Annotated in this window: 16 protein-coding genes; 6 read left to right on the forward strand and 10 right to left on the reverse strand. The window is 63.3% G+C overall.

Annotated elements, in window-relative coordinates; genetic code table 11:
• Positions 1-16: 16 nt before the first annotated feature.
• The 3 genes from KBY49_RS04760 to arsS form a co-directional block, all read right to left on the reverse strand.
• A complete protein-coding gene (locus KBY49_RS04760; protein ID WP_254933584.1) occupies positions 17-592 on the reverse strand; it encodes a hypothetical protein in 576 nt (191 codons plus the stop codon).
• Complete coding sequence (locus tag KBY49_RS04765) at positions 583-1,635, reverse strand: methyltransferase domain-containing protein (RefSeq protein WP_254933585.1); 1,053 nt, start codon at positions 1,633-1,635, stop codon at positions 583-585. The genes KBY49_RS04760 and KBY49_RS04765 overlap by 10 nt, the downstream gene beginning before the upstream one ends.
• A gap of 64 nt (positions 1,636-1,699) precedes the next feature.
• Entirely contained in the window at positions 1,700-2,635 is a 936-nt protein-coding gene (arsS, locus tag KBY49_RS04770) for an arsenosugar biosynthesis radical SAM (seleno)protein ArsS (RefSeq protein ID WP_396099553.1), read from the reverse strand.
• A gap of 53 nt (positions 2,636-2,688) precedes the next feature.
• Between arsS and KBY49_RS04775 the strand changes: the two genes are divergently transcribed.
• The 3 genes from KBY49_RS04775 to KBY49_RS04785 all read left to right on the forward strand — a co-directional run bounded on the left by KBY49_RS04775 (position 2,689) and on the right by KBY49_RS04785 (position 3,898).
• Entirely contained in the window at positions 2,689-3,081 is a 393-nt protein-coding gene (locus KBY49_RS04775) for a Hepatitis C virus core protein (protein WP_254933587.1), read from the forward strand.
• A gap of 86 nt (positions 3,082-3,167) precedes the next feature.
• On the forward strand, positions 3,168-3,428 hold the full coding sequence (locus tag KBY49_RS04780; protein WP_254933588.1) for a hypothetical protein: 261 nt from the start codon (positions 3,168-3,170) through the stop codon (positions 3,426-3,428).
• Positions 3,314-3,898, forward strand: coding sequence for an SgcJ/EcaC family oxidoreductase (locus KBY49_RS04785; protein WP_254933589.1), 585 nt, complete (start codon positions 3,314-3,316; stop codon positions 3,896-3,898). The genes KBY49_RS04780 and KBY49_RS04785 overlap by 115 nt, the downstream gene beginning before the upstream one ends.
• 12 nt (positions 3,899-3,910) lie before the next feature.
• Here KBY49_RS04785 and KBY49_RS04790 read toward each other — a convergent pair whose 3' ends face one another.
• Genes KBY49_RS04790 through KBY49_RS04805 form a run of 4 tightly spaced genes read right to left on the reverse strand, consistent with a single transcriptional unit; the run spans position 3,911 to position 6,852 of the window.
• Positions 3,911-4,189 (reverse strand): DUF427 domain-containing protein, encoded by a 279-nt coding sequence (locus KBY49_RS04790; RefSeq protein WP_254933590.1) that lies wholly within the window; start codon positions 4,187-4,189, stop codon positions 3,911-3,913.
• Positions 4,190-4,222: 33 nt separating this feature from the next.
• Complete coding sequence (locus KBY49_RS04795) at positions 4,223-4,882, reverse strand: M23 family metallopeptidase (RefSeq protein WP_254933591.1); 660 nt, start codon at positions 4,880-4,882, stop codon at positions 4,223-4,225.
• 47 nt (positions 4,883-4,929) lie between these two features.
• Positions 4,930-5,520 (reverse strand): DUF2808 domain-containing protein, encoded by a 591-nt coding sequence (locus KBY49_RS04800; protein WP_254933592.1) that lies wholly within the window; start codon positions 5,518-5,520, stop codon positions 4,930-4,932.
• A 42-nt stretch (positions 5,521-5,562) separates the two neighbouring features.
• A complete protein-coding gene (locus tag KBY49_RS04805; RefSeq protein ID WP_254933593.1) occupies positions 5,563-6,852 on the reverse strand; it encodes a glutathione S-transferase family protein in 1,290 nt (429 codons plus the stop codon).
• A gap of 132 nt (positions 6,853-6,984) precedes the next feature.
• On the opposite strand from KBY49_RS04805, the gene KBY49_RS04810 reads away from it, so the two are divergent.
• The 3 genes from KBY49_RS04810 to gorA all read left to right on the forward strand — a co-directional run bounded on the left by KBY49_RS04810 (position 6,985) and on the right by gorA (position 10,207).
• The gene (locus KBY49_RS04810; protein ID WP_254933594.1) at positions 6,985-8,436 is read left to right on the forward strand and encodes an ammonium transporter; all 1,452 of its coding nucleotides are present in this window, start codon (positions 6,985-6,987) and stop codon (positions 8,434-8,436) included.
• 6 nt (positions 8,437-8,442) lie between these two features.
• Positions 8,443-8,781 carry a P-II family nitrogen regulator gene (locus KBY49_RS04815; protein WP_254933595.1) on the forward strand — a complete coding sequence of 113 codons (339 nt, stop codon included), beginning with the start codon at positions 8,443-8,445 and terminating at the stop codon, positions 8,779-8,781.
• A 64-nt stretch (positions 8,782-8,845) separates the two neighbouring features.
• Positions 8,846-10,207: a glutathione-disulfide reductase gene (gene gorA, locus KBY49_RS04820; RefSeq protein WP_254933596.1), complete on the forward strand. Its 1,362-nt coding sequence runs from the start codon at positions 8,846-8,848 to the stop codon at positions 10,205-10,207.
• 17 nt (positions 10,208-10,224) lie between these two features.
• Here the strand turns inward: gorA and KBY49_RS04825 are convergent, their stop codons facing one another.
• From KBY49_RS04825 to KBY49_RS04835, 3 genes are read right to left on the reverse strand one after another with little or no spacing between them, the layout of a single operon-like run.
• A complete protein-coding gene (locus KBY49_RS04825) occupies positions 10,225-10,710 on the reverse strand; it encodes a CAAD domain-containing protein (protein ID WP_254933597.1) in 486 nt (161 codons plus the stop codon).
• A 44-nt stretch (positions 10,711-10,754) separates the two neighbouring features.
• Complete coding sequence (gene cysK, locus KBY49_RS04830; protein ID WP_254933598.1) at positions 10,755-11,735, reverse strand: cysteine synthase A; 981 nt, start codon at positions 11,733-11,735, stop codon at positions 10,755-10,757.
• Positions 11,732-12,454, reverse strand: coding sequence for a Coq4 family protein (locus KBY49_RS04835; protein WP_254933599.1), 723 nt, complete (start codon positions 12,452-12,454; stop codon positions 11,732-11,734). Before KBY49_RS04835 ends, cysK begins: the two co-directional genes overlap by 4 nt.
• Positions 12,455-12,477 lie beyond the last annotated feature (23 nt).

A 12,477-nucleotide genomic window follows, 5' to 3' on the forward strand; every position in this document is an offset into this window, starting at 1 on the left:
GCATAGTTCGGGCGTACTAGTCGCCGCAGCCCTGCCGAAGCACCTGGTCGCGCAGGTCCTGCAGGCCCGGGGATTGGGGCGCTGCCGGGGCGAAGAGCAGGGTCCAGGCCAGGGGCACATCGCCCCGGTCGAGGGCCGTATCCACCGCCTTCAGCCACGCTGCAGGCCGCTGGGCCAGGGAGCGCATCAAGGCATGGGTGCTGGCCATCCGCTGGGCGGAAGCGCCAATTAATTGCACATGGGCGAAGCTGTCTGCCGCCGCCCGCAGGGGGCGCAGCCGCACCAACACCACCTCCCCGGGGGCAAGGGGGGCGATCGGCCAGGCAATCGGACCAGTAATCGGCTGGCTTGACGTGCCGAATTTCTGCCAGGCCAGCCGGCCATTGCGCTCCAGCCGCAACTCCAGCAATGGTTCGGTCACCAGCAGCTGGGGCCGGGGCGTGGGCACAACGCCAAGGGCGTCCCCCTGCTGCACCGGCTCGACCCGCGGCGCCACCACACATACGGCCACCGGCTCAGCTTCACGACCGGTGGCTTGCCAGGGCTGGGGATAGGGCGACAGTGCCGCCAGCCATAGGGCAATTAGCAACATGCGCCGGCGTCAGCAGCAGCCCCAGCCCCAGCAGCTGTCGAATCAAAGGGCATGCTGCCGCCGCAACCGGGAAACAGGCCGAAATGGCGCGAGGCATCGCCAATGAAACTGAAGTGGGGTGCCAAACGGCTCTCCTGGAGCATGCGGAAGGTGTTGCCGCAGACCGGGAACACCCGGTCTGCATCGATCAGATGGTGCTTGTCGAAGGCCAGCTGGTGGGGCTGGTCGGGCAGGCTGCCCCGGTAGATCACCGCCTGGCCGTGGTCTTCACAGGCATCCTCCAGCCCTTCAATTCGAAACAGCCTGTAGGTGGCTGAAAAAAAGTTCAACAGGCCGGTCTTGGCCTGCAGCTCGGGATCGTTGATCGCCAGGGGACGATCGGCAACTAGCCGCGGATCAGGGAAGCCGGCCTGGCGGGCCAAGCGCAGGAAATCGTTCCAGTAGAGGGCGCCACTGAGGCACTCGCCGTAGAGCACAGGATCCTGCTGAAGGGGCCCAGGTACGCGGCGGTCGGCATAGACGTCGGCGAAATAAAACTCCCCGCCGGGCTTGAGCAGCCGGCGCACCCCGGCCAACACCGCCAATTTGTCGGTGGAGAGATTCACCACGCAGTTGGAGATCACCACATCGAAGCTTTCGGGCTCCAGATCCAGCTGCTCAAGCTGCTCAATCCGACCTTCCAGAAAGCGCATGTTGGCGAAGCCAAACTGGCCGGCGTGGAAATCCTGGTGGGTCCGGGCGATCGCCAACTGCTCCGGGGTCATGTCGACCCCCACCACCTCGCCGCTGGGGCCCACCAACTGGGCCAGCAGGTAGACATCACGGCCACTGCCGCAGCCCAGATCCAGCACCCGACAGCCCTCCAACAGGGGCGGGGCCACCAGGCCGCAGCCGTAGTAGCGGGAGAGCACCTCCGGATGGATCTGGGCCAGCAGGGGCTTGAGGGCAGCGGGCACGCTGGTGGCATCGCAGCAGGCGCTGGTGCGCAAGTCAGCGGTGCCCTTCAAGGTGGAGCCGTAGTACTCCTGAACAGCGCTCTGCATCCGCGACACGGCAACGAGAAAGACCCAACCCAGTCTGAAGCTTCTAGGCGCCAATACAACGCGGCTAAACCGTGAGTGCTCCACCACAACTGGAACCACTGCCGGCGGTGCAGCCAAAGCAATGGTCAGCCACCGCAATCGCATCCCCGCTGGGGTCCCGGGCCAGGAGGTCGCGCAGGTGTTGCACCTGGCCGAGCATGCCAAGGGCCAGCTGCTGGTTGAAATCACAGTCAAAAAGCCGGCCCTGCCAATCGACGCTGATCAGCTGACGACACATCACGGAGCCAAGGTTTTCAGGCCGATGGCTCCGGTGCAGCAATTGGCGGTAGGCCTCCAGCTGGCCGGCCTGATCTAAAACCGCAGCAAAGCGCTGGATTGGCATGTTTGCCAGGGCGAAGAGCTGGTTGAAGACCAGGCCGTAGCGCTCGGCCAGCACCCGCCGGTAGTCGGCCTCCAGGGTCGCCTGGTCCGGGGGAAGGGTTGGCCCCTGGGGATTGAAGACCAGGTGGAGCTCCAGCCCCGAGCCATCGCGGCCAAAGCCGAGGGCATTGAGCTCCTGCAAGCCGGTAATGCTGCGCCCAAACACGCCCTGGCCCCGTTGGCGATCGACGTTGTCCTCCAGGTAGCAGGGAAGGGAGGCCACCACGGTGACGCCCTGCTCAGCCAGAAATACCGCCAAATCCTCCTGGCCTGGCTCGCTGAGGATCGTCAGGTTGCAGCGATCGATCACGGCCACCCCCATCGAACGCACCCCGGCCACCAACTCCCGGAACTGGGGATGGAGCTCCGGGGCCCCACCGGTGAGATCAAGGCTGGTGATGCCTCGCGCCGCCAGCACCTGGGGGATCAGGGCCAGGGTGGCCGGATCCATCATTTCGGTGCGGGTGGGGCCCGCATTCACATGGCAGTGGCTGCAGGCCTGGTTGCAGCGATAGCCCAGGTTCACCTGCAGGGTGGTTAGGGAATCACGGCCCAGGGCCGGGAAGGGCGCAGTCAAGATTTCGGGAGAGGGGGCGGTGGGGGAAAGTGGGTGAAGTACTGCAGCGGCCCGCGATGCCCCCGCATCCCAGCGGTTATCTAACCCTGGCCTGGCTTGGCCTGATCGGCAACGGTCTGACCATTCCCCTGGCGGTTGCCTTGATTCTGCTTGATCCCACCTGGCGGACCGCCAATATCGCCGTGGGAGCAGGGGCCGTGCTGCCGATCGCCGCCCTAGGCCTGGTGGCCAGCATTGCCCTATTGAAGTGGCGCCCCTGGGGCCAAATCCTGGCAATTGTGGCCCTATCCCTCGATTTAGCTGTGGGCGTGCCCTACGGAATTGTGCGCATGGTCCTGCTGCATCAAGACCGGGGCCCCACGGCCGTGCTCTCGGCCCTGCTCTGGGGCGCCAGCGCCGCGGCCCTGATCTATTGGTGCCGGCCCAGCATCAGGCGCTACCTCAGCTGAGTCCCACCTTGAAAGTTGTCGTGGAGAGCACAGCCAAGCCGATTAGGCCACGGCCATCATTGGGTTTCGGTGTAGCCATATGAGCCATGCCCCAAGCCGCGAATCTCCCCGGCCTAAGCCGCCAAACGGCAACCAGGTTTTACCGCCTGGTCGACGCCAGTGGCTCCCCCCATCCGGTGCTCGACGACCTCTACGAATCCCTGGATGCGGCCTGGGCAGAGGCCCTGCTGTGGTGGCAACAGGAATTTGGCCTGCAGAAAGGCTGCATCGATATTGGGGTGGAAGTGAGCACGGCCAGCGGCAGCTGGCGCACCCTGCGCCATCCCGGCGGCTCGCCAGCTGGTTAGCGGCCCTACTTCTGACCGGCTTCTTCGTCTGCCTGTTCAGCCCCCCTGCCCTAGCCCTTGAGATCCAGGCCCTGCCCCAGGCAGCCGTCAGTTGCGCCCCAATCTCAGCCGGCCAGCTAGATGCCTGGTTTGAAAATTGGAACCAGGCCCTGCACAGCGGCGATGGGGCGGCCGTGGCCCAGCTCTACGGCCAAGATGCCCTATTGCTGCCGACCCTATCGGCCCAAAACCGGGCCAATCCGGAGGGAATCGGCGCCTATTTCGACCAGTTCCTCAAACGCCATCCGGATGCCACGGTTACCAGCCACAGCGTTTTGCTCGGCTGCAACCAGGCCGTGGATGCGGGCAGCTATCGCTTCGAGCTGCACAACCCCGAGGAAACGGTGGAGGCCCGCTTCACCTTTGTCTACGGATTTGATGGGCAGAATTGGCGCATAGAGCACCACCACTCCTCATTACTGCCGAGCTGACTAATTACCCAGCTAGCTGACCTTGACGCCCTTCCAGAAGGCCACTCGGCCCTTGATCTCCTTTGCCGCCTCCTTGGGATCGGCGTAGTACCAGGCCGCATTGGCATTCACCTCGCCACCTGCCACCACGTCGTAGTAGTTGGCAGTGCCCTTCCAGCCACAGACCGAGGTGTGATCCGAGGGGCGCAGGCAGGCAGGTTCAATTGAATCCAAGGGGAAATAGGCGTTGCCGTCGACGCTGACGATGTCGTCGCTGGTGGCAATCACCTGGCCATTCCACTGGGCTTGCATGCTGGGAAAAGGTTCTAGGGCTCTAAAACCAGGCTATCGAGCCGCCAACACCGGTGGGGCCATCAGGGGCGGCAGATGGGGGGTGGGATCTAGGGCCCTCAGCACCGGGCCCCGATGACGCAATTCAAAGTGCAAATGGGGCCCACTGGCGGAGCCAGTCATGCCGACGGCACCCAACCCTTCGCCCTGCTCCAGCCAATCGCCGGGCCGCACCGATGCCTGCTGGAGGTGTGCATAGAGGGTTTGCACCCCCTGGCCATGGTCGAGCAGCACGGTGTTGCCGTAACCCGAAACCACATCCACCGCCAGCACCCGGCCAGCAAGGGCCGCCAAGACCGGGGTGCCTGATGGGGCCGCCAGATCAACGCCGGTGTGCATCCGCCAGGCAGCCCTTGCGGTGGAATAGCGCCAACCCCAGGGGTCCATCGATTCGGCCATTTGGCCGAGGGGATAGGCAAGGTTCAGGTTTGGCTCCACGGCGCTGCCCAGGGATGGCTCCGGCAGGGATCCCAGGGCAATCACATCAGCTACGGAAACACTGCTGGGCACCAGTGCTGGACCAATGGCGGCCTGGCTGGGGGCGGTTTGGGAGGGGGCGGTTTCGGCCTGCACCTGGGCCCGGACCTGGTCCGGCAGCAGCGCCCCTATCGCCACAAGCGGCATCGCCACAAGCGGCATCGCCAGAAGTGGCATGCCCAGATGTTTGATTGGGCGAGTGGGCATGCCGGCAGCAAGGCGATTCAGTTGAAGTCGCCGAAGTTGTATATCCGCAAGGTGCCATATCCAAGCGAGGCTGGCGAGGGGTTCGGACCGGCCGGCAAGGCCATCACCTCAAACATGTAGGTGTCGGAAGCCGAGGGGTTGGTCCAGGGCCGCAACACCACCGTGACCGTGTTGCCGGGTTGAACCGGTTCGGGGAATGTGATCGTGAACAGCCTGGCTGCCTCCTCGAAGCTGGCCCCCACGGGGATCTTCTCGCCCCCCCGGCGGGGCGTGCCGCCAAGGAAGGCAGTGGTGCGATCTACGGAGAAGGGAAACTGCCGATCAACACCCCTGGTTTGGCGAATCGTCAGCCCCCCCAGGGGCGCCCCTGCCGCCGCATCCAAACTGACCCGGAAGTAATACTCAGGCCGGGTTTCATAGGTGTAGGTTTGGTAGCTGATCAAATCCACCGACCAGGGCGGCTTGGTGAAGTAGGTGGCACCCCTTAGCTCAAGGGCCAAGCCGGGCAAAACCGCCAAGGCCGCCCCTAGGGCACCCGAGATCAAGCCGCCGGCCAACCGACCCGACAGACGCTTCACCTCTATTCGCTTCACCTCTATTCGCTTCACGGACTTCCGCTGCAAAGTGATCAAACCCTAGGGATGGTGGGCTTACTTGGCCGCCAGGAAGGGCAGGGGGTTTTGGTCGCGGCGATGCTGGAACGGGATCGGCGGCCCCTCCAGGGCGGGGTCGGCAGATCCCTGACAAGCCCCATCCAGATCGGCGCTGGCCCCCAGCACCTGGCGCAGCCGCCGGGCCGCATGCAGGGGCATGTCGCGGGGCACGTTGATGCGATTGCGCAGGTAACGCAGGCCTGGCGCCGTACCTGGCGGCGGGGCCAGGGGTTCGCAGCCCGGCAGCAAACCGCTAAGGGCAGCACGCAGGGCCGGATCAAACAGCTCCGCACCCAAGGGATTGCGCTCCAAAATTGGGCCTCGATGGGCCAGCACCCGGGCTAGAGCCAGCAGGGCCGAATTGGCTGGCGGTGCCTGGGAGGTTTCCAGATCGGGCGCGCCCGGATCACTGCCGATGGGCCAGGGGCCACTGCCAATGGGCCAGGGCCCCCTATCAATGCGGCTGGCCAAGGCCAGCTGGGCCCGACTGCCATTGGCATGGCAGCCCCCCATCTGGGGCGGCAAATCGTGGGCGTGGGTGTGGAAATCGCTCTGGGTACCCAGGTAGGTGGGGCGCAGCTCTAGGCCCGCAAACCAGCGGTCGATCGCCGGATGCTCCTGGCGCAGCAGGTAGCCCTTGTAGTAGGCCAGGCTCGCCGCCATCCGCTCGAGGTAGGGCACAAAGATCAGGTCGGCCGTTTCCGGCTCTGGCCCCAGCAAAAAGGGTCCGGCCGTTACGGCAAGGGCCTCTTCCATGGCCACGGCGCTGCGCTGGAAGCGCAAACGGCCGCTTTCCTCCTCCTGCGAATTGGGATTGGGCCGGCAAAGCCATTGGCACCAGGCGCGAAAGACTCGCCGCTCCAACATCCGCAGGGGCAACACCTCCGGATCGTTTAGCCCCGCCCCCAGGGGTCCAAAGGCAGCCTCGAGCGACTCCAGGATCACGTCGCTTTCGGTGATCAGGCGGCCATCCAGCTGGAGGGCGGGCAGCATGCCCGAGGGCACCAGCTGCTTAAACCAGCTTTCCTTTTCGCCGTAGCAAAACATCGTCACCTTGCGGATCCGATAGGGGATCCGCTTTTCCTCGAGCCACAGCCAGACCTTCTGGCAATAGGGGCACCAGGCGTGGTGGTCGCGGTAGAGGGTCACCCGCACGGAGGCCTCCGGCAGGCCAAATAAACGCAACTGGGCCTGGGCGTTGGTGGGCCCCTCGATGCGATCCAGGGGCTGGAGGGCGCCTACCGCCTGCTCGAGCTCCTGCCAGCTGGGAGCAGTTGAAGCGGCCATGGGGGAAGAAGAACTGGGTTCCGTTTTAGGCAGCCCGGCACCAATTTGGAGTTTGGTTGCAGTTGCTACACACCCTCCCCCCCGCCGTGGGGGACTGTGCCTAAGCGAACGTTGGCGAGGCATCTCCCCTTCATGACCCATGTCCCCATGGCCGGCGGTGGAAAGACACCACTTGCCACCTTTGATCTTTTTCGTCAGCGAGTTCTAGCTGGCGTTCAACAGCCCCAGATGCAGCGCTACGCGTTAATTCTGATGGCCGCAGGCGCAGGCCTCCTGCCCCTGATGGCTGGCAAGGCCCAGGCAGCCCTCGCTCCAGGGGTCACCGATGGTGCCGACACCCTGTTGATGTTGATGGGCTCAGCCCTGGTGTTATTGATGACCCCGGGCCTGGCGTTCTTCTACGGCGGCTTTACGCGCGCCAAGAACGTGCTCAACACAATGATGATGAGCTTCTTCCTGATGGGTCTCATCGGGGTGCTCTGGGTAGTAATTGGCTACAGCCTTTCCTTCGACCTTGGTTTCAACAGCCCCTTCATTGGTGGCCTGGGGGCAATGTTCCTCAATGGCGTCGGTGGTCCGCTGGGGGATGCTCCCCTGGCCGATGGTTTCAACATCAGCGCCACATCATTTGCCCTTTTCCAGGGCATGTTCGCAATCATTACTCCAGCCCTGATCTCAGGCGCGGTGGTTGAGCGGATCAACTTCAAGGCCTGGTTCTGGTTCAGCCTGCTCTGGAGCCTCTTTATCTATTGCCCCCTCTGCCACATGGTTTGGGGTGGTGGTTACATCGGTCCCTTCGGTGCAATCGGCGCCATCGACTTTGCCGGTGGCACCGTGGTGCACATCGCTGCCGGTGTTGCCGCCCTTGTGTCTGCGGCCATCGTGGGCCCCCGCAGCACCTACCCGGACGGTCAACGCCCTCCCCACAACGTGCCCTACATCCTCCTGGGTGCAGGCCTGCTTTGGTTCGGCTGGTTTGGCTTTAACGGCGCCAGCTATTTCGCAGCCAAGGGGGCCGGCCTTTCCTTCCTAACCACCACCGCAGCAGCCTCGGCTGCCCTGCTCACCTGGTGCATGATCGAGTGGTTCGTGGATGGCAAGCCCACCGCAGTTGGTGGCGCCACCGGTGCCGTGGCAGGGCTTGTGGGCATTACCCCCGCAGCTGGTTTCGTTTACATGGGTCCAGCCCTGGTAATTGGAGCCCTGAGCGCCACCGCCTGCTTGATTGCGGTGCGGGTTAAGGCCTCGATCAAATTCGATGATTCCTTGGATGCCTTCATGGTGCACGGCATCGGCGGCACGGTTGGCGCCTTGCTAACCGGCCTGCTGGCCGCTCCAGCCCTGGTCCCTGCGGACTATTTCCCCAAATCCGCCGAGATCCTGGCCAAGGGCGGCAACCTGGCCATGCTGGGCGCCCAATTCCAGGCAGTGCTGGTCACCTGGGGATTCGTAGGTATTGGCACCTTGATCATCCTTTTGATCATCAAGTCCACAATTGGCCTACGGGTTAGCCAATCCGAAGAGGAGCGCGGTCTCGACTTCGTTGCCCATGGTGAAGAGGCCTACGATCCCATGAACGGTTAATCGATCATGAAACAAATCACGGCCATGATTAGGCCATCCAAGGTGGATGCCGTTAAAACAGCCCTAGTTGACATCGAAATTGTCGGCATGACCGTCTCCGAAGCCCGCGGATTCGGTCAACAAAAGGGTCAGGTAGAGCGCTATCGGGGCAATGAATACAAAGTCGACTTCATTGCCAAGGCAAAGGTGATCCTTGTGGTCAAAGACGACAAGGTAACTGCAGCAATCGAGGCCATCTCCAAGGCAGCTCACACCGGTGAAATTGGCGACGGCAAGATCTTTGTAAGCCCCGTGGAGCAGGCAATTCGGATTCGCACCGGCGAATCCGGCGAGATTGCCCTCTAGTTACCAAATCCTGCCCCCAGTAACCCTGGGGGCTTTTTAATTGGTCGAAGCGCCCGACCAACCCATGCAAGAGCATTTTGATCTGATCGTGCTTGGTGCCGGCTCCGGCGGCCTGGCAGCGGCCAAGCGGGCCGCCAGCCATGGCGCCAAGGTGGCCATTGTGGAGGGCGATCGGGTGGGCGGCACCTGCGTAATCCGAGGCTGCGTACCCAAGAAACTGCTGGTCTACGGCTCGGCCTACCGGCACCTGCTGGGCGACGCGGCTAGCTACGGCTGGGAAGTGGAGGCCTACCGAGCCAACCCCATCACCCTGCTCACCAACGTGCGTGCCGAGGTCGACCGCCTCAACCAACTGCACCTCGGTTTTCTAGAAAAAGCTGGCGTCAGCCTGATGCGCGGCTGGGGATTCTTTGTAGACGGCCATACCGTGGCCGTTAGAAGTGCCAGTGAAGAGGTATTTCACTACGGCGCCGAGCGCATCCTGATCGCCGTCGGCGGTCGCCCCCAGCGTCCGGCCATTGCAGGAGCCGAACTGGGCTGGGTGAGCGATGAGATGTTTCTGCTGGAGGCCCTGCCAAAGCAGATGGTGGTGGTGGGAGCTGGTTTCATCGCCTGCGAATTTGCCTGCATCCTCCATGGCCTGGGCGTACAGGTGACCCTGTTAGTGCGGGGCGAGCAAATCCTGCGGGGCTTCGACAGGGAGGCAGCCCTGGCAGTGCAGGAGGCGATGGTCGCAGAGGGCATCGACATCCGCACCGGCACCAGCCCCACCGCCCTGGAGGGCAAGCCCGGCGCCATCACGGTTGTTACCAGCCCCGGGGAAGAATCCCTGGCCTGCGGCGGAGTGCTTTTGGCCACGGGCCGCCGGCCCTTCCTGGCGGGCCTAAATCTGGAAGCGGCCGGCGTCGAAACCGAGGGGTCGCGAATTCCGGTGGATGCCGATCAATCCACAAATGTGCCCCACATCTACGCCGTGGGAGACGTGACCGACCGCATCAACCTCACTCCCGTGGCGATTGATGAGGGGCGGGCCTTCGCCGATACGGTTTACTGCCACAGGCCCCGGCAGGTGAACCACGATCTAGTGGCCATGGCGGTGTTCAGCCAGCCGGAACTGGCCACCGTGGGCCTGAGCGAAGAAGCGGCCATAGAGCGCCATGGCAGCGAAGGCATCAGGGTGCATCGGGCCAAATTCCGGCCCATGGCCCAGGCCCTACCCAAGCGGGGCCCGGCGGTGTTGTTGAAGCTGGTGGTGGAAGCCAGCAGCGGCAAGGTGCTGGGCTGCCACATGGTGGGTGAACACAGCGCCGAAATCATTCAAATGGCAGCCATTGCCATTGGCATGGGCGCCACCAAGGACGACTTCGATCGCACCATGGCCCTCCACCCCAGCGTCTCCGAAGAATTCGTGACGATGGCTAATTGATCCTGCACCTAAGGGCGTTATCCCAGAAAATCCTTCCTAAGTTTGACAATGCGGCTCAGCAATTCCGCCCGTTTTTGCTGCTTAAGGGCATTGCGGGCTAGAAAATTCAGCAAGCCAACCAAACCCAGCAGCTCCAGCAGCCCACCCACCAAGGGGATTTCATTGATCGCCCCCAGGGTGGAGCCGGTGATTTTCAAAGCGATGCCCGCCACCAGGGCAATGGCCAGTAGCCGCAGGGCTGGCAGAAACTCAGCCAGGCTGTCGAGCCTGGTGGCGCCAAGCTTTTGCAGCAGCAGATTCAGAAACTGCAGGGGCAAGCCCAACAGTTCTTTGGCCTCTGCGCCCGCCCCGTGGGCTTCCACCGGCACGATCGGTGCCGCTTCTGCGACAGGGATCTCCACCGCAGTTGCTGGCTCAGGGCTCAACTCCATAGTGAGCTCGGGAGCCTGCTCTGGGGCCGGCTCTGGAGACTGGTCCTGTTCGTAGGGGTTGGGTTCGTTCACCAGGGCATCACGCGCTGAAGACCGCGGCAGTTATAGGGCAGGCTTTAGGCCAGGGCTAGCCCCCTGTCGTTAAACATGCCTTCAAACAGCACCGAGCTGAGGTAGCGCTCACCGGAATCGGGCAGCACCACCACGATGGTTTGGCCGGCAAAGCGCTCCTGCTGGGCTAGGCGCAGGGCCGCCACGGTGGCTGCCCCGCAGGAGATTCCAGCCAAGATGCCCTCCTCACGCATCAGGCGCCGGGCCATGGCCACGGCCTCCTCATCGCCCACGGTTTCCACCTCATCCACCATGGCCAGATCCAAATTGGCGGGCACGAAACCGGCCCCGATCCCCTGAATCTTGTGACCGCCGGGCCTGATCTCTTCGCCCGCCAGGGTTTGGCTGATTACCGGGCTGCTGATCGGCTCCACCGCCACCGACACCAGCGGCTTACCGAGGGTGGTTTTGATGTAGCGACTGACCCCCGTAATTGTGCCGCCGGTGCCGACCCCAGCCACCAACACATCCACCAAGCCATCGGTGTCATTCCAGATCTCGGGGCCCGTGGTGTCGTGGTGGATCTGGGGATTTGCCGGGTTGGCAAACTGCTGCAGAAGCACATAGCGATCAGGATCGGAGCTGGCCAATTCCTGGGCCGCCTGGATCGCACCCGACATACCGAATTTGCCCTCGGTGAGCACCAGGTGGGCGCCATAGGCGGTGAGCAACTTGCGGCGCTCCAGGCTCATCGTTTCCGGCATGGTGAGCGTGAGCTTGATGCCGCGGGAAGCCGCCACAAAGGCCAATGCAATGCCGGTGTTGCCGCTGGTGGGCTCCACCAATTCCTTACCAGGACCCAGCAGGCCATCTTTTTCCGCCTGCCAAATCATGGCCGAACCAATGCGGCACTTCACCGAAAAGGCAGGATTTCGCCCCTCAATCTTGGCCAGCACCCTGGCCTTACAACCGGCGCTAACCCGGTTCAGCTGCACCAGGGGAGTTTTACCAATGGTGAAGCTGTTATCGGCGTAAATGCTGGTCATCCTTGGGGGAGGGGAGCACTCTGAATTGGATCCAGCCTAGGAATAGACAAGCCATAGGGCTCATCATTGGCGGGCTCGGTGATGCCCAGCTCCCGCCGCCAATCGGCCAGGGGCCGATCCCAGCCCTCCTCCCAGCGCACGGCCGCCAGACAGCTGGCGCTCCGGGCCATGGCCGTGCCATGGGCCTGGGCCGCACTTAGCTGGCTAAAGCGCTCGGTTTGGAAGCGGAAAGTGGCCAGTTGGCCGGCACTGGTCAGCAGCACATAGGCAGGGAAACCGATCTGGGCGGCGGTAATAGACAGCACACCTATTTCGCCCTCCTGGGAGGTGCCAAACCCACTCACCACATGGTGAATGTCGTGGGTGGTGGCCACCCTCTGGGTGAGCCAGCGGCCCTCGGTGTCGACCGGGCGAGGCCGGAAAAATTCTGGGTTGTAATTGAGGCTGCGAATCAGGGCCGCATAGCTATGGCCCAGGCTGCCCTCGGGCAACTGGATCAGGCTTTCAATGTTTGGCTGGAGGGGGGGATAGCGCCCATCCAGGAGCTCCGCGCCACCTGGCACCTGGCGAAAGCGGCGTAGGCAATCGACCATCTGGGGGGTGTCTATCCAATGGTCGACGAGGTCGGCAATGCAGGACAAATCTCCCTGGCTGCGGCCAACGGCGGCCAGCAGCTTGAGGTTGTTGGCTGCCCGCAGCAACTCAGCAAAACGAGCCACGCCTAGCCCTACAAAACGATTGG

It is taken from the genome of Cyanobium sp. WAJ14-Wanaka, from assembly GCF_024345375.1.
Taxonomy (GTDB): Bacteria; Cyanobacteriota; Cyanobacteriia; order PCC-6307; family Cyanobiaceae; genus Cyanobium_A.